The organism is Nocardioides sp. Iso805N, assembly GCF_000364605.1.
Lineage (GTDB): Bacteria > Actinomycetota > Actinomycetes > Propionibacteriales > Nocardioidaceae > Nocardioides.
Map to the genome: position 1 here is coordinate 189,297 of NZ_KB822579.1, position 15,550 is coordinate 204,846.

The following is a 15,550-nucleotide window of genomic DNA, read 5'->3' on the forward strand; positions in this document are numbered from 1 at the left end:
ACAGGTGACGCTGCGAGCGACCTTCTCCACAGGTCCGATGCGGAAACTGTCGGTGGCTCCGTCTAGCGTCCAGCCTTGATGACGAGGACACGAGCAAACGCGACGAAGACGGCGGGCCAGAAGGCCCAACAGGGAAGGACCATCATGGCTGGTGGAGACCGCGACAAGGCCCTCGAGCTAGCGCTCGCAGGCATCGAGAAGCAGTACGGCAAGGGCTCGGTCATGCGACTGGGCGACGACTCCCGCGCGCCGCTGGAGGTGATCCCGACAGGTGCGATCGCACTCGACGTCGCCCTCGGCATCGGCGGGCTCCCGCGGGGCCGCGTCGTGGAGATCTACGGGCCGGAGTCCTCCGGTAAGACGACCGTCGCGCTGCATGCGGTCGCTAGCGCCCAGCGCGGCGGTGGCATCGTGGCGTTCATCGACGCCGAGCACGCGCTCGACCCGGACTACGCCAAGGCGCTCGGCGTCGACACCGACGCCCTGCTCGTCAGCCAGCCCGACTCCGGCGAGCAGGCGCTGGAGATCGCCGACATGCTGATCCGTTCCGGCGCGCTCGACCTCATCGTCATCGACTCGGTGGCCGCGCTGGTGCCGCGTGCTGAGATCGAGGGCGAGATGGGTGACAGCCACGTCGGTCTGCAGGCCCGCCTCATGTCCCAGGCGCTGCGCAAGATGACCGGCGCGCTCAACCAGTCCAAGACCACCGCGATCTTCATCAACCAGCTGCGCGAGAAGATCGGCGTCATGTTCGGCTCGCCCGAGACCACCACCGGTGGTCGCGCCCTGAAGTTCTACTCCTCGGTCCGTTTGGACGTGCGCCGCATCGAGACGCTCAAGGACGGCACCGACATGGTCGGCAACCGCACCCGCGTCAAGGTCGTCAAGAACAAGGTCGCCCCGCCGTTCAAGCAGGCCGAGTTCGACATCATGTATGGCAAGGGCATCAGTCGCGAGGGCGGTCTGATCGATGTCGGTGTCGAGGCCGGTCTGATCCGCAAGGCCGGTGCCTGGTTCACCTACGAGGGCGATCAGCTCGGTCAGGGCAAGGAGAACGCCCGCACCTTCCTCAAGGACAACCCCGACCTCGCCAACGAGCTCGAGAAGAAGATCCTGGAGAAGTTGGGCGTGGGCCCGACGGTCGACGAGGCCCCGCTTGCCGAGCCGGTCGGTGTCGACGAGTTCTGATCCCTGGGCCGCCGGCGAGCCGCCGGAGTGGCTCGGCGACGTCTCGGTCGGAGTCGATGCGTGGACACGACGCGCCGCCCCGGCCGAGACGCCCCGGCCTGCCAAGGCGACCAGGACGCGGCGGCAGGCGAGGCCGACACTGCTCGCGGCCGAGCCGGTCGATGAGGTCACCAGCGGCCCCGAGGCCGATCCGGAGTCGGTGGCGCGCAAGATCCTCCTCGACCAGCTGACGGGCCAGGCCCGCAGCCGCAAGGAGCTCGCGGACAAGCTCGCCAAAAAGCTTGTCCCCGAGGAGATCGCGACCCGCCTGCTCGATCGGTTCGAGGAGGTCGGACTGATCGATGACGCGGCTTTCGCCCGGTTGTGGATCGACAGTCGCCAGGCAGGCAAGGGTCTGGCCCGCCGGGCGCTGGCACAGGAGTTGCGCCGCAAAGGCATCGCCGACGAGGTGGCACGCGAGGCACTCGACGCGGTCGATCCGTCCGACGAGGAGGCGGCCGCTCGGGTCCTGGTGCAGCGCAAGTTGCGCACGATGAGCCGGCTCGACGACGTCACCAAGACCAGGCGGCTGCTCGGCATGCTGGCTCGCAAGGGCTACCCGTCGGGCCTGGCGATGACCGTCATCCGCAGCGAGGTCGCAGGCGTGCCAGAATCCGATGCGTGAGTGCACCTGAGCGCGAAGTCCTGAGCTACGACCTGTTCGGCGTGGCCGTCCGAGAGATCGCCCAGCAAGTGGTCGACTCCGGTTACGAGCCGGACCTGGTGCTCTCGATCGCCCGCGGGGGCCTTGGTCTCGGCATGGGCCTCGGCTACGCACTCGATGTCAAGAACCTCTCGGCGGTCAACGTGGAGTTCTACACCGGCGTCGGGGAGACCCTCGATGTCCCGATGATGTTGCCACCGACGCCGGCGGCGGTCGACCTGACCGGGCTCAAGGTCCTGATCGCGGACGACGTCGCCGACTCAGGAAAGACCCTGGAGGTCGTCCAGGCGTTCTGTGCCGGTCACGTGGCCGAGGCACGCTCAGCGGTGATCTACGAGAAGCCCTGGACGGTGATCCACGCCGAGTACGTCTGGCGGCGTACCGAACGGTGGATCGACTTCCCGTGGTCCTCCACGCCGCCGCTGGTCAATCGACACGGAGGGATGGCGCACTGATGGGACTCCTCGAGGATCTGCGGATCCCGCTCGGACCGGTCGATCTGTCGTCGTACTCGACGCGGGCGAAGCGCGGGTTCGACGGTGGGAAGAAGCGCGGCGAGAAGGCGCTGTTCGAGCTGGGGCCGCAGCTGATGGAGCTGCAGACCAAGCTCTATGCGCAGCGCGACAGAGTCGGCGCCCGTCGTCTGCTGCTGGTGCTGCAGGGGATGGACACCTCGGGCAAGGGCGGCGTGCTCAAGCACACCGTCGGGCTGGTCGATCCGGTCGGGGTGCGGATCACCTCGTTCAAGGCGCCGACTCCGGAGGAGCGCGCTCATGACTTCCTGTGGCGCATCGAGAAGGCAGTGCCTGCCCCGGGCTACCTCGGTGTCTTCGACCGCTCGCACTACGAGGACGTCCTGATCGGTCGGGTCCGGAAGCTGGCCGAGCCGAAGGAGATCGAACGGCGCTACGGCGCTATCAACGACTTCGAGCAGCGGCTCGTGGACGAGGGCACGGTGATCGTTAAATGCCTGCTCCACATCTCACCCGAAGAGCAGAAGAAGCGCCTGCTGGCCAGGCTCGACGACCCGTCCAAGCACTGGAAGTACAACCCGGGCGATGTCGACGAGCGGCAGCTGTGGAGCGAGTACGCGAAGGCCTACGAGATCGCCGTCGAGCGCACCAACACCGACATAGCGCCCTGGTACCTCGTTCCGAGCGACCGGAAGTGGTATCGCAACCTGGCGATCGGCGAGTTGCTGCGCGAGGCGCTGGACGGGCTGGGGCTCGGGTGGCCGGAGGCGGACTTCGACGTCGCCGCCGAGCGCGCACGGCTCGCCGCGGACGCGATCGGGAGCGACGCGTGACGCTGCCCCGTGTCGCCGTCACCCGTTACGTCACCCCGCTGCGCGAGGGCGGCAGCCTGCCCGGGATCGTCGAGGCCGACGATCTCGGCACCTACGTGTGCAAGTTCCGCGGCGCCGGCCAGGGCCTGCGCGTGCTGGTCGCCGAGGTGATCGTCGCCGGGCTCGCGCGCTCGCTCGAGATCTCGACGCCGGACCAGGTCGTGCTCGACCTGGACGCCAACATCGCCCGCTACGAGGCCGACGAGGAGGTCCAGGACCTGCTCAACGCAAGCAGCGGCCTCAACCTCGGCATCGACTTCCTGCCCGGTGCCTTCGGGTACGACGCGGCCTGCGAGCCGGAGTTCGGGCTCGCAGGCAGGATCCTGTGGCTCGATGCGCTCACCGCCAACGTCGATCGCAGCTGGCGCAACCCCAACCTGCTGGTCTGGGGTGGGTCGGTGCAGGCGATCGACCACGGCGCCTCGCTCTACTTCCACCACTCCTGGCCCGGCGGCGTCGGCAATCCGCAGCGGTTCGCCGCTCAGCCCTACGACCTCTCCGAGCACGTCCTCAAGGAGTACGCCGGCAGCGCGGCCGCCCAGGCGCCGGCGCTGCGACAGCGTCTTGACGAGGTAGCCCTGGTGAAGGTCGTCGACGACGTGCCGGACGAGTGGCTGGAGCCCGTGCCTGGTGCGGAGAAGCCTGCTGAGCTCCGGGCGCACTACGTGGCGTTCCTCCGCGCCCGACTGGATGGCCCGCGGACGTGGGAGCCGCAGGCATGAGCCCCTACCAGTACGTCGCGTTGCGCTGCGTCCCGCGCGTCGAGCGCGAGGAGTTCGTCAACGTCGGTGTCGTTCTCTACTGCCCCGACCATGAGTTCCTGGCCTCGGCGATCCGGCTGGACGAGGGCCGCCTGGAGGCGCTCGCCCCCGGTCTCGACCTTGCGTCGGTGCGCTCGGCGCTCGCCGCGATCGACATGGTCTGCCGCGGTGAGGCACCCGGCGGCGGGGGAGAGCGCGCGACCGCCTACGGCGTGCGGGTGCTCGCCGACACCCAGAGCAGCCGGTTCGGCTTCCTCAAGGCGCCGCGCAGCACCGTGATCCAGCCCGGCCCGGTCCACGGTGGCGTCACCCCCGACCCAGCGGATGAGCTGGTCCGCTTGCTCGACCGCCTCGTCCCCTGACCCGAATTGGCAGAAATGGCCGTCGAGTCTGCACCTACAGGTGCAGACTCGACGGCCATTTCTACCAATTCGATGCTTAGACCGGGACGAGCTCCACGGCTCCCACGGCGTAACGAGCGAGCACCGTGCGCGCGACCTCCGGGTGGGCGCCCAGCGGCGCGGACACTGCCACAGCGCCTGCCTCGTAGGCGAGCTCAGCCGCCCGGTCCGGCAGGAAGCCAGGCGCGAGGAACAGCGAGGCCACCGCGATGTGCCGCCGACCCTCGGCGCGGAAGGCGCGCACGGCCTCGCCGGTAGCGGGTGGCGCCGAGGAGGCGTAGGCGGCCGTCACCGGCAGCTTGTGGTGCGCGCCCCAGATCCGGGCCAGCCGTGCGACCGCCTGGTTGGCGAGCGGGTCCGAGGAACCTGCTGCCGCCAGCACCAGCGCGTCCAGCTCGCGGATCCGGTGGACCCGCAGAGCCGTGCGCAGGCGCTCGTCGAGAACCTCGAGGAAGCACGCCTCGAGGCCGAGGATCGCTGTCGCCCGGATCTTGACCCCCGGGTGCTTGGCCGTGGCCTCGGCGATCGCGGATGGGACGTCGACCTTGGCGTGGTAGGCGTCGGTGAGGAGAAGCGGTACGACGACGATCTCGTCGTATCCGGCCTTGACGAGGCGGTCGACGACGGTGTTGAACGTCGGCTTCGACAGCTCGAGGAAGGCGGACTCGATACGGAGGTCGGGGCGCTGGGCACGGACCTCCGCGACGAGTGCGTTGATCGTGGCGGCCGAGCGGGGGTCACGGCTTCCGTGAGCGAGCGCCACCAGGGCAGGAGCAGCCATCTTCAGTGGACTCCCTTCATGGTCGTAACGGGGTGGAGGAGGAGACGGATCATGTGTGGATCCCGCACTCGGTCTTGTTGGTGCCGGCCCACCGGCCGCTGCGCGGGTCCTCACCGGGGGCGACCCGACGGGTGCATGGCGCGCATCCGATGGACGGATAGCCGTCGTAGACCAGCGGGTTGACCAGCACGCCGTTCTCGGCGATGTAGGTCTCGACCTGCTCGTCGGACCATCGTGCGATCGGCGAGACCTTGACCTTCTGCTTCTTGGCGTCCCAGCCGATCACGGGAGCGATCACCCGGTTGTGGGTCTCGGCGCGACGCAACCCGGTCGCCCAGGCGTCGTAGTGCGAGAGACCCTCGGCCAGCGGCTGGACCTTGCGCAGTGCGCAGCACAGGTCGGGGTCCCGGGCGTAGAGGTCCTTGCCGTACTGGGCGTCCTGCTCGGCCACGGTCTGCTTGGGCGTGATGGACAGGAGGTTGACCGGCAGCGTCGCTGCGACGGCGTCGCGGGTGCCGATCGTCTCGATGAAGTGGTAGCCGGTGTCGAGGAAGACGACGTCGATCCCGGGAACCACCTTGGCGGCGAGGTGCGCGAGCACCGAGTCGCCCATCGAGGAGGTGACGCAGAAGCGCTCCCCGAAGGTCGCTGCGGCCCACTCGATGATGACCTCCGCCGGCGCCAGCTCGAGCTCGGCACCCCAGTGGGAGACGATCTCGCGCAGCTCCTCAGGCGTGCGGTTTTCGGTGTGCGCTCCGCGATTGGCTCGCGCAGCAGCGGTTGAGAGACTCATCAGCCAACCGCCTCCAACGACTTGTCGCCGCGCAGCAGGGACTCGTCGGCGCGCTCGATCCAGTCGGCGAACGACTCGCCCGCGGTGCGGTCACCGAGGTAGTTGCGCACCACCGTCTCGACGTAGTCGTCCAGACCGGCACTGGTCACCTTGTGCGCACGCAGCTTGCGGCCGAACCGGGTGATCTCGCCGATGCCGCCACCGAGGTGGACCTGGAAGCCCTCGACCTGCTCGCCGTTCTCCATCACCAGCTGGCCCTTGAGCCCGATGTCGGCGACCTGGCTGCGCGCGCAGGAGTTGGGGCAGCCGTTGACGTTGACCGTCAGAGGTACGTCGAGGTCCGGGATGCGCTGCTCGAGCGAGGCGATCAGGTCGGCGGCGCGCTGCTTGGTCTCGACGATGGCGAGCTTGCAGAACTCGATGCCGGTGCAGGACATGGTGGAACGGCGCCAGTTCGACGGGTTGGCCTGCAACCCGATGGCGTCGAGGTCGGCGATCAGTTCGTCGACCTTGTCCGCGTCGACGCCGATGACGACCAGCTTCTGGTAGGACGTCAGGCGCGCACCAGCGGCGCCGTACCGCTCGAGCAGGTCGGCCAGGCTGGTCAGCAGGGCGCCGTTGATCCGGCCGACGACCGGGGCGAGACCGATGTAGTACTTGCCGTCCTTCTGCTCGTGCGCGCCGATGTGGTCGCCCGGTCGGGTGGCCGCGACCGGTGACGGGTGGGAGATCAGCTTCCGCTCGAGATACTCGTTCTCAAGCACTTCACGGAACTTCTCCTTGCCCCAGTCGGCGACGAGGAACTTCAGCCGAGCCTTGGACCGCAGTCGGCGGTAGCCGTAGTCGCGGAAGATCGAGGCGACGGCGGCCCACACGTCGGGGACCTCGTCGATCGGGATCCACACGCCGAGCCGCTGGGCGAACATCGGGTTGGTGGACAGGCCACCGCCCACCCACAGGTCGAAGCCGGGGCCGTGCTCGGGGTGGTCGACGCCGACGAAGGCGACGTCGTTGACCTCGGGGGCACCGTCCAGGCTCGGGTTGCCGCTGACCGAGGTCTTGAACTTACGAGGGAAGTTCGAGAACTCCGGGTTGTTCAGGTAGCGGCGCTTGATCTCCTCCAGCGCCGGGGTGCCGTCGATGATCTCGTCCTTGGCCACGCCGGCGACCGGGGAGCCGAGGAACGGTCGCGGGCTGTCACCGCAGGCCTCGACGGTCTGCAGACCGGCGGCCTCCAGCCGCTCCCAGATCGCGGGGACGCTCTCGATCTCGACCCAGTGCAGCTGGATGTTCTGCCGGTCGGTGATGTCCGCGGTGCCGCGGGCGAAGTCGGTGGAGACGCCGCCGAGCGTCCGCAACGCGTCCGGCGTGAGCAGCGCGCCGTCGGTGCGGATCCGCATCATGAAGAAGCGGTCGTCCAGCTCCTCCTCTTCGAGGGCGCCGGTCTTGCCGCCGTCGATCCCGGGCTTGCGCTGGGTGTAGAGGCCCATCCACCGGAAGCGGCCGCGCAGGTCGGCGGGGTCGATCGAGTCGAAGCCGCGCTTGGAGTAGGTGTAGAGGATCCGGTCCCGCACGTTGAGCGGGTCGTCGTCCTTCTTCGACTGCTCGTTCTTGTTGAGCGGCTCGGTGTAGCCGAGCGCCCACTGACCCTCGCCGCGCTTGGGGCGCGGGATCTCGGTCTGGGTGGCGGTCTTCGCAGTGAAGCGCAGGTCGGGCATCGGTGTCAGAGTTCCTAGCGTTCGAAGACGCGCGGTACGACGAAGCCCCCGGGTGGGATGGTTGGGGACGGTCCTCGCGATCGCGCGCCCGTGATTGACGATCGGGCGGCGGGCCAACGGGCTCGTTCCGGCCGGAAGGATCCGGCGGCGCGGAGCGTTGGTGTCAGCGAGGCCAACAGATCATGCTGCGCGTGCGCCCGAAGTCCACGTGGCGACGTACCACGAGGTGCTTGTGGGTTGCGGCGGAGACCATGTCAAGGAGTCTCAAGCCTCGGACAGGGTTGCCACAAGGCCGGATCTCATATCGCGAGACCCGCGTCCGCTATATGAACACCGTTCCACGCTTGGAGCGGGGAATTGTGGCCCACGTCACGTTGGGTTGTGAGGCCGGGGACCCGTGCGACAACGGTGTCTACCCTGGTCGCGTGACCCAGCCTGATGCCCTTCCGGTCCTCGAGGCGCTGCATTCGACGCCCGCGCGACGCTATCTCTCCGACGAGCCGATCCCCGAGGAGGTGGTATGGGCGCTGCTCGACGCGGCCGTGCGCGGACCTTCCGGTGGTAACCGGCAGAGCTGGGGCTGGGTCGTCGTCACCGACGCCAGCGTCAAGACGCGCATCGGTGCCTGGTACCGCGAGGGCTGGGAGAAGGCGTACGGCGTGCGCCGCGAAGAGCTGAAGGACCGCTCAGGCACTCCCACCGGGCTCTCCGGGGCGTCCTTCCGGGCCGGCGATCATCTTGCTGCCCACATCCATGAGGCGCCGGTGTGGGTCTTCCCGGTCCTGCGCCATGCCGCGGACTCCACCAACCCGCTGCTCGGGTCCTCTGTCTACGGTGCCGTGCAGCAGCTGATGTTGGCCGCACGTGCCTACGGCATCGGCAGCACGCTCACCACGCTGCACGTGGGCCACGAGCGCGACGTCGCCGAGCTGCTCGGCCTGCCCGAGGACGCCCGCACGATGGCGCTGATCCCGCTGGGCTATCCGGCACGCGGCCGGTGGACGCAGCCCAAGCGGCAGCCCCTGAGCGAGGTCGTGCACTGGGGCGGGTGGGGGATCCAGCGCAAGCAGCCGAAAGCCTGAGCTCTCGATCCGGCCCGATCGCGTGGCGTGCGAGGCGTGAGATGGGGATGGGGCGGCCCGAGCGCGCTGTCACTAGGATCGACCTCATGGCTGACCTGTCGTCCCTGACCAGCTCCGCATATCAGCAGGCCCTCGAGGTGATCGCCTCGGTCGAGCCGCGCGTTGCGGAGGCTACTCGCAAGGAGCTGGCCGACCAGCGTGCCTCGCTCAAGCTGATCGCCTCGGAGAACTACGCATCGCCGGCCGTGCTCATGACCATGGGCACCTGGTTCAGCGACAAGTACGCCGAGGGCACCGTCGGCCACCGCTTCTACGCGGGCTGCCAGAACGTCGACACCGTCGAGGCGCTCGCGGCCGAGCACGCCCGCGAGCTCTTCGGCGCCGAGTACGCCTACGTCCAGCCGCACTCGGGCATCGACGCCAACCTGACGGCGTACTGGGCGATCCTGGCGCACCGTGTCGAGGGTCCCTGGCTGCAGAACGCCGGCGTGAAGAACATGAACGAGCTCACCGAGGCCGACTGGGAGAAGTTGCGCGGCGAGCTCGGCAACCAGCGCCTGCTGGGCATGTCGCTCGACGCCGGAGGTCACCTCACCCACGGCTTCCGGCCGAACATCTCGGGCAAGATGTTCCACCAGAACCAGTACGGCACCGACCCCGAGACGGGTCTGCTCGACTACGACGCTCTTCGAGCGAAGGCCAAGGAGTTCAAGCCGCTGATCCTGGTCGCCGGCTACTCCGCCTACCCGCGCCGGGTGAACTTCGCCAAGATGCGCGAGATCGCCGACGAGGTCGGCGCCACCCTGATGGTCGACATGGCGCACTTCGCGGGTCTGGTGGCCGGCAAGGTGTTCCAGGGCGACGAGGACCCGGTTCCGCACGCCCACGTCGTCACCTCAACCAGCCACAAGTCGCTGCGTGGACCGCGCGGCGGCTTCATCCTCGCCACCGAGGAGTACGCGCCGAGCGTCGACCGCGGCTGCCCGATGGTCCTCGGCGGCCCGCTCTCGCACGTGATGGCCGCCAAGGCGGTCGCCTTCGCTGAGGCGCGGCAGGACTCCTTCAAGACCTACGCACAGGACGTCGCCGACAACGCGCAGTCCCTGGCCGACGGCTTCCTCAAGCGCGGTGCGAAGCTGGTGACCGGCGGTACCGACAACCACATCGTGCTGCTCGACGTCACGTCCTTCGGGCTCACCGGCCGCCAGGCCGAGTCCGCGCTGCTCGACGCCGGCGTGGTCACCAACCGTAACTCCGTTCCCTCCGACCCGAACGGTGCCTGGTACACCTCCGGCGTCCGGCTCGGCACGCCTGCCCTGACCACCCGTGGCTTCGGCAGCGACGAGTTCGACAAGGTCGCCGAGCTCATCGTGGACGTGCTGAAGAACACCGAGCAGGGCACCACCAAGGCCGGTGAGCCGTCGAAGGCGTCCTACGTCCTGGGCGACGGTGTCGCGGACAAGACGCGTGCGGCCAGCGCCGAGCTGCTTGCCAAGTATCCCCTCTACCCCGGCCTCGACCTGGCCTGAGCGTCGTCGGGGCGGAGCGTCCGCGGCGTTGTCGTCGCTCGGCGGTCGCTCCGCTCCCAAGACCGCCTTCGCTCCTCCGCCTTGCGGCCGCACGCGCCCGACGACGCTCCTACGGTAGGGCGGACGGCGTCTCACTGGGTGTGTCCCATTTGGATGGGACTGCGGTGGCCGGCGTCGACGGCACCGTAGGCCACATGCCGTACTCAAGTGACCTGACAGACGAGCAGTGGGCGCTGCTGGAACCGGTATTCAACACGCCCGGCAAGCGCGGGCCTAAGCACGCACCGGACCTGCGGCGGGTGGTGGACGCGATGCTTTACGTCTCCCACACCGGGTGCCAGTGGCGGTTCTTACCCGAGTCATTTGGCCCGTGGACGAGGGGTGGTCGCAGTTCCGCCGCTGGTCACGCAACGGCACCCGGGCGCGGGCATTGACCGTACTGCACGCGGCAGCACGGGAGGCGGATGGTCGCACCGAGGCGACGCCGTCAATGGTGGTCATCGACACCCACCTGGCGCGCGGTGCCTCCAACGGCGGGCTCACCTTCCACGACCGAGGCGGCCCCTACGGCCGCACGAAGGGCGCCAAGCGCATCGTGGCGGTCGACGCGACCGGGCTGCCGGTCGGTGCGCTCGTCGTGCCGGCCTCCACCCACGAGAACGGGACGACCGAACTGATGTTGGAACACCTCGCCGAGCAGGGCGTCGCCGGCCGGCTGGACCTGGTCCTCGTCGATCGTGGCGTCACCGCGGCAGCCGCCCGCACTCTGGGACGCCAACATGACGTCGAGCTGCGCCGGGTCGGGTAGGACGACAAGCAGCCGGTGTTCCGCCCCATCCGGCACGCGTGGCGCGTCGAAGTCGCCCACGGACGCCTCGGCCGGTCCCGACGCCTCGCGAAGTCGTTCGACAACACCACCACCTCCGCGACCGGCTGGCTCCAGGTCGCCTGCGTCGCCACCATCCTGCACCACCTGTCGCGCGCTCAGGCTCCCCAGCGCGCACTCCCTGCCGCAGCGTGACTGCGCACGGAATGCGGCAAGAGCGGACGACTACCGGCAAGTGAGGGTCTTCCGAGTCGCCTGCGGCGTGCGACCAGCAGTGCTCCCATCCCATAGCGGTGCACCTACTCGTAGACCACCACCGCTTTCTCCATCAGCGCGGCGAAGTTGCAGTCCCGCGAGGAGAGCGACCTCGGAACCCCTCAGCAGGCGTTCCGCTAAGTGGGCGAGAGCTGGGGGAGCGGGTGGTCCGCCCAGCGACTTAGCGCATACCGGTCATGCGGCGCATGAGCGCGTCGTAGGCACGGGTCGGCAGCCAGCGGTGCATGAAGATGAGCGGCTTGGCGCCGGCGCCGACGGCGTAGCGGGTCTTGGGCCGGCGAGCGGTGGCAGCCTTGACGATGGTCTTGCCGATGACGTCGGGGGATGAGGCACGCTTGGCCGTCGACTCTGACCTGATGACCTCGGCGACGGACTTCGTCTGCTTGGCGTACGCCCCGGTGCCGGATGTCTCCTCCAGGTGCTCGGCGGCGATCGAGTTGAACTCCGTGGCGATCGCTCCGGGCTCGATGATCACTACGTCGATCCCGAACTCTTTGGTCTCCAGTCGGAGGCAGTCGCTGAACGCCTCGAAGGCGAACTTGGTGGCGTGGTACCACGCGCCGAAGGGGGTGTAGACCTTGCCGCCCATGGAGGTGATGTTGACGATCGTGCCGCTGCGGCGCTCACGCATCCCCGGCAGGACGAGCTGGATGAGCCGAGCGGCACCGAACAGGTTGACCTCGAACTGACGACGGGCCTCCTTCAGCGGGACGTCCTCGACGGCGCCGTAGGAGCCGTAGCCCGCGTTGTTGACCAACACGTCGATGCGACCGGTCTGAGCGAGGATCTGCTTGATCGCGAACGTCGTGGACTCTTCATCGGTCACGTCCATGGCGAGCGTCTTGATGCCCTGCTTCTCCAGGTGCTGCATCCGGTCGATGCGACGGGCGACGCCGTAGACGATGAAACCGGCGGCATGGAGACGCAGCGCGGTTGCCTGCCCGATTCCGGATGATGCTCCGGTGACGAGGGCGACGTTCTGTGATGTTGGTGTGGTCATGGTGAGCTCCTTGAGGTAACATGAATCCATGTTCAGCTTCTATCATGAACAACGATTCATCTTTTGGCAAGTGGAGGATTCGGCGTGACTCAGTCGTCGAGCCGCCCGGCCAGGGCCGACGCCGTTCGCAACAGGACAAACATCCTGAACGCGGCGCGGGGTCAGATCGCCACAGTGGGCCCGGACGTGGGTATGGAGCAGATCGCCAAGGCCGCCGGAGTCGCCGTCGGCACTTTGTATCGCCACTTCCCGACCAAAACCGACCTGGTCGCCGCTGTTGTTAGCGAGTTCGTGGCGACAGTCGCTGACCAGTCCGAAGCCGCAGTTGAACGCATGCAAGCCGGCGGCGCAGCGTTTGATGAACTCGCGGGGCTGCTCAGTGACATCGTCCTCGCGACAGCGACCAATCATGCAGGCAAGGCAGCGGCGGTCGCGCTCAATGCCGATGTCGACGACTCGCAAGACGTCCAGCGGGCACAAGCCGCGTTGCAGACACTGGTTGCCGCCGCTCAAGCTGACGGATCCGTCAGGACCGATCTCACCATCGACGACCTCTACTTGCTGTTGAGCAACGCTCCAGCCGATCAGACTCCGACCGCCATGGCGCGTTGGGTCGACCTGATCCTTTTCGGGATCGGCGGCCCTGCTGCACGGAGGTAATGACGCGGCCGGTCGCTGACTTGAGAACGCCCAGGCTTGCCCGCCCGTCGCGGCAAGGCCTGGGTGAGAGAGGCGCGTGGGAGTGCCACCAAGGTGGGCATGGCCCCAGGCAGCCGCGGCTAGCTCGCGGGCCTAGATCCCCGGGTCCTAGGACGCGGCTCCGGGGATCGCCTGCGCCTGGGGTTTGTCACGTAAACACGCCGCCGAAGTCGGAACCAGAACGGGACCGACCATCACGCGCATGACGCGAAATGGGACACGCCCAGTCAGACCTCGTCGAGGCCGCGTTCGATGACGTAACGGGTCAGCTCGACCCGGTTGTGCATCTGTAGCTTCCGCAGCACGTTCTGCACGTGGTTCTGCACGGTGCGGTGCGAGAGCACCAGCCGCTCGGCGATCTGGCGGTAGGACATCCCCTTCGCCACCATCCGCAGCACCTCGGTCTCGCGCTCGGTCAGCTGCGGCTCGCCGGGACGGCCGATGGACGTGGCACCGGCGGCATCCGAGCGTCGCTGGAACTCGCCGAGCAGCAGGCCGGCCAGGCCGGGCGTGAAGACCGGGACCCCGTCGGCGACGCGGCGTACGGCTGCGAGGAGCTCCTCGCGCGACGCCGACTTCACGAGGTATCCGGTCGCGCCGGCCGTCACCGCGGCCAGGACGTCGCCCTGCTCGCCCGATGCGGAGAGCACGAGCACCCGCGTCGCCGGTCGTTGACGGGTGATCTCGGCGGTGACCGCGACGCCGTCTGGCGCGGGGATCTGGAGATCGAGGACGACCACGTCCGGCAGCGTGGCCGCGAACCGGGCCAGGGCCTGTCGGCCGTCGGCGGCGACCGCCACCACGTCGTAGCCTGCCTGTGCCAGGTCGCGCTCCACCGCCTCGGACCACATCGGGTGATCGTCGATCACCATCACCCGCAGGCTCATGACGCCTCCTGTCGTAGCGTTCGGTCCTGCTCCCGAGGCACGACCAGCTGCCATTCGGTACCGAGAGAATCGCTCGTCAGGCTGGCCGTCCCGCCGACCTGGTCCAGCCGGCCGCGGATTGCCTCACTCACGCCCAGCCGGCCCTGCGAGGCCGCCTCGTCGAGGCGCCCCTCCGGGATGCCGGGACCCTGGTCGCGTACCGAGAGCTCGACGCGATCGGGGAACGCCTCGAGCAGCAGCCAGGCCGGTGCGTCCTCGCCGACGTGGTGTCGCACGTTGTCGAGGCAGGCCCGTGCAGCCGCGAGAAGCTCCTCGGCGACGGGGGCCGGCAGATCCACGGCGAAGGCGGGCACTGCGACCGTGACGATCCCGGGACGCTCGAGCCGAGTCAGCGCGGCAACGATGTCGACACTGCCGGCAGGCCGTACGCCGGAAGCGTCCTCAGCCCGGATGAGTGCGCGCAGCCGCTGCTCCTGCTCGCCGGCGAGGTCGCCGAGCTCGGCGATCACGCCCTCGTGCTCGGCTCCGTGGCGCTGCATCAGCGCCAGGACCTGCAGGACGCCGTCGTGCACCGCCCGGGCGAGCCGCGCCCGCTCGGTCGCCATCGCCGCGGCCCGCTCCGCGGCATCGCGCTCGGTCGCCATCTGCTGCAGCGACCCGCACATGAACCCGACGACCGAACCGGTGATGACCAGCAGGAAGGCGTTGTTGTAGTCGCTCTGCTGGATGTGGTCGCGCAGCACCAGGTCGACGCTCGCCAGCAGCACACCGGCGAAGAGGCCGCCGGGGAGGCGGTAGTGCACCGCCCAGGCCAGCAGCGCACCCGCGATCCAAAACCCGGGGACCGTCGCGTTGAACCCGGAGCCCTTCACCAGCGGTGTGCTGAGCAGCAGCGTGAGCGCCAGCCCCAGGTCGGCGCCGAGCAACCACCGGGTACGCCGACGCGCGTCGGCATAGGCCCACGCGGCATACCCGGTCCAGGCGATCATGGCGACGACGCAGACCGTGCCGGCGAGCGGACGCTGGAAGCTGTCGGCCCGATAGACGTTCAGGGCGACGGCGTTGATCAGCAGGATCACCCGGAGCGGCGTGAGCGCACGCAGAAGCCGGTCCTCGACTGCCGTCGCAGCGGCGGACGCCCAGGTACTCACCACGGCAGTGTCGCAGTTGAGTATCCGTACGGATGTGGAGCGGCTCCGGCGCGCCCGAGACTCCTCCCATGGAGACCAACGCACCCGTTATGAAGAACACCACCGCCTACTACATGCAGAGCGCGATCGCCTTCGGGGTCGCGCTCCTCACCATGCTGGTGGCGACCTACCTGCTGCCGTGCGCGCCGTGGCCCAAGGCGTTCCTGGCCCTGGGCACGCTCTTCCTCACCACCTCGACCTTCGCTCTGGCCAAGTGCGTCCGCGATGCCCAGGAGACCCAGAGCGTCGCCTCTCGGCTCGATCAGGCGCGGGTCGACAAGATCCTGGCCGAGCACAACCCGTGGAAGGAGACCGCCTGACATCGGGAGCGATCCCGACTCGCGATCCTGACCACCACGACGGCCCCGGCG

General features: G+C 68.6%; 19 protein-coding genes. 13 read left to right on the forward strand and 6 right to left on the reverse strand.

Annotated features, from left to right (window positions below; genetic code table 11):
* Positions 1-144 precede the first annotated feature (144 nt).
* From recA to H036_RS0112900, 6 genes are read left to right on the forward strand one after another with little or no spacing between them, the layout of a single operon-like run.
* On the forward strand, positions 145-1,188 hold the full coding sequence (gene recA, locus H036_RS0112875; protein ID WP_017935201.1) for a recombinase RecA: 1,044 nt from the start codon (positions 145-147) through the stop codon (positions 1,186-1,188).
* Positions 1,172-1,852, forward strand: a complete 681-nt coding sequence (locus H036_RS0112880) for a regulatory protein RecX (protein ID WP_017935202.1) — start codon at positions 1,172-1,174, stop codon at positions 1,850-1,852. The genes recA and H036_RS0112880 overlap by 17 nt, the downstream gene beginning before the upstream one ends.
* On the forward strand, positions 1,849-2,346 hold the full coding sequence (locus H036_RS0112885) for a phosphoribosyltransferase (RefSeq protein WP_017935203.1): 498 nt from the start codon (positions 1,849-1,851) through the stop codon (positions 2,344-2,346). Before H036_RS0112880 ends, H036_RS0112885 begins: the two co-directional genes overlap by 4 nt.
* Entirely contained in the window at positions 2,346-3,197 is an 852-nt protein-coding gene (locus tag H036_RS0112890) for a PPK2 family polyphosphate kinase (RefSeq protein WP_017935204.1), read from the forward strand. Before H036_RS0112885 ends, H036_RS0112890 begins: the two co-directional genes overlap by 1 nt.
* Positions 3,194-3,958, forward strand: a complete 765-nt coding sequence (locus H036_RS0112895) for a HipA family kinase (RefSeq protein ID WP_017935205.1) — start codon at positions 3,194-3,196, stop codon at positions 3,956-3,958. Before H036_RS0112890 ends, H036_RS0112895 begins: the two co-directional genes overlap by 4 nt.
* Positions 3,955-4,359 (forward strand): DUF3037 domain-containing protein, encoded by a 405-nt coding sequence (locus tag H036_RS0112900; RefSeq protein ID WP_017935206.1) that lies wholly within the window; start codon positions 3,955-3,957, stop codon positions 4,357-4,359. The genes H036_RS0112895 and H036_RS0112900 overlap by 4 nt, the downstream gene beginning before the upstream one ends.
* A gap of 76 nt (positions 4,360-4,435) precedes the next feature.
* On the opposite strand, the gene H036_RS0112905 is transcribed toward H036_RS0112900, so the two are convergent.
* The 3 genes from H036_RS0112905 to H036_RS0112915 are packed head-to-tail and all read right to left on the reverse strand — an operon-like array spanning position 4,436 to position 7,690.
* A complete protein-coding gene (locus H036_RS0112905) occupies positions 4,436-5,179 on the reverse strand; it encodes a sirohydrochlorin chelatase (RefSeq protein WP_017935207.1) in 744 nt (247 codons plus the stop codon).
* A gap of 49 nt (positions 5,180-5,228) precedes the next feature.
* Positions 5,229-5,972 (reverse strand): phosphoadenylyl-sulfate reductase, encoded by a 744-nt coding sequence (locus H036_RS0112910; protein WP_017935208.1) that lies wholly within the window; start codon positions 5,970-5,972, stop codon positions 5,229-5,231.
* On the reverse strand, positions 5,972-7,690 hold the full coding sequence (locus H036_RS0112915) for a nitrite/sulfite reductase (RefSeq protein WP_017935209.1): 1,719 nt from the start codon (positions 7,688-7,690) through the stop codon (positions 5,972-5,974). The genes H036_RS0112910 and H036_RS0112915 overlap by 1 nt, the downstream gene beginning before the upstream one ends.
* A gap of 425 nt (positions 7,691-8,115) precedes the next feature.
* On the opposite strand from H036_RS0112915, the gene H036_RS0112920 reads away from it, so the two are divergent.
* The 5 genes from H036_RS0112920 (at position 8,116) to H036_RS0112935 (ending at position 11,322) form a co-directional block, all read left to right on the forward strand.
* Positions 8,116-8,772 carry a nitroreductase family protein gene (locus H036_RS0112920; protein ID WP_017935210.1) on the forward strand — a complete coding sequence of 219 codons (657 nt, stop codon included), beginning with the start codon at positions 8,116-8,118 and terminating at the stop codon, positions 8,770-8,772.
* A gap of 86 nt (positions 8,773-8,858) precedes the next feature.
* Positions 8,859-10,301 (forward strand): glycine hydroxymethyltransferase, encoded by a 1,443-nt coding sequence (locus H036_RS0112925; protein WP_017935211.1) that lies wholly within the window; start codon positions 8,859-8,861, stop codon positions 10,299-10,301.
* Between the two features lie 194 nt (positions 10,302-10,495).
* Complete coding sequence (locus tag H036_RS26170) at positions 10,496-10,735, forward strand: transposase (protein WP_442852441.1); 240 nt, start codon at positions 10,496-10,498, stop codon at positions 10,733-10,735.
* A gap of 56 nt (positions 10,736-10,791) precedes the next feature.
* Positions 10,792-11,109 (forward strand): transposase, encoded by a 318-nt coding sequence (locus tag H036_RS0112930; RefSeq protein ID WP_017935212.1) that lies wholly within the window; start codon positions 10,792-10,794, stop codon positions 11,107-11,109.
* 15 nt (positions 11,110-11,124) lie between these two features.
* Complete coding sequence (locus tag H036_RS0112935; RefSeq protein WP_017935213.1) at positions 11,125-11,322, forward strand: hypothetical protein; 198 nt, start codon at positions 11,125-11,127, stop codon at positions 11,320-11,322.
* 241 nt (positions 11,323-11,563) lie between these two features.
* Here H036_RS0112935 and H036_RS0112940 read toward each other — a convergent pair whose 3' ends face one another.
* Positions 11,564-12,403, reverse strand: coding sequence for an oxidoreductase (locus tag H036_RS0112940; RefSeq protein ID WP_017935214.1), 840 nt, complete (start codon positions 12,401-12,403; stop codon positions 11,564-11,566).
* Positions 12,404-12,487: 84 nt separating this feature from the next.
* Here H036_RS0112940 and H036_RS0112945 point away from each other — a divergent pair, with 84 nt between their 5' ends.
* A complete protein-coding gene (locus H036_RS0112945) occupies positions 12,488-13,063 on the forward strand; it encodes a TetR/AcrR family transcriptional regulator (RefSeq protein WP_017935215.1) in 576 nt (191 codons plus the stop codon).
* A gap of 266 nt (positions 13,064-13,329) precedes the next feature.
* Here the strand turns inward: H036_RS0112945 and H036_RS0112950 are convergent, their stop codons facing one another.
* Together H036_RS0112950 and macS are read right to left on the reverse strand one after the other, a co-directional pair.
* Entirely contained in the window at positions 13,330-13,989 is a 660-nt protein-coding gene (locus H036_RS0112950) for a response regulator (protein ID WP_017935216.1), read from the reverse strand.
* The gene (gene macS / locus H036_RS0112955) at positions 13,986-15,140 is read right to left on the reverse strand and encodes a MacS family sensor histidine kinase (protein ID WP_232421860.1); all 1,155 of its coding nucleotides are present in this window, start codon (positions 15,138-15,140) and stop codon (positions 13,986-13,988) included. Before macS ends, H036_RS0112950 begins: the two co-directional genes overlap by 4 nt.
* A gap of 68 nt (positions 15,141-15,208) precedes the next feature.
* Here macS and H036_RS0112960 point away from each other — a divergent pair, with 68 nt between their 5' ends.
* Positions 15,209-15,499 (forward strand): YiaA/YiaB family inner membrane protein, encoded by a 291-nt coding sequence (locus H036_RS0112960; RefSeq protein ID WP_198289972.1) that lies wholly within the window; start codon positions 15,209-15,211, stop codon positions 15,497-15,499.
* The last annotated feature ends 51 nt before the right edge of the window (positions 15,500-15,550 follow it).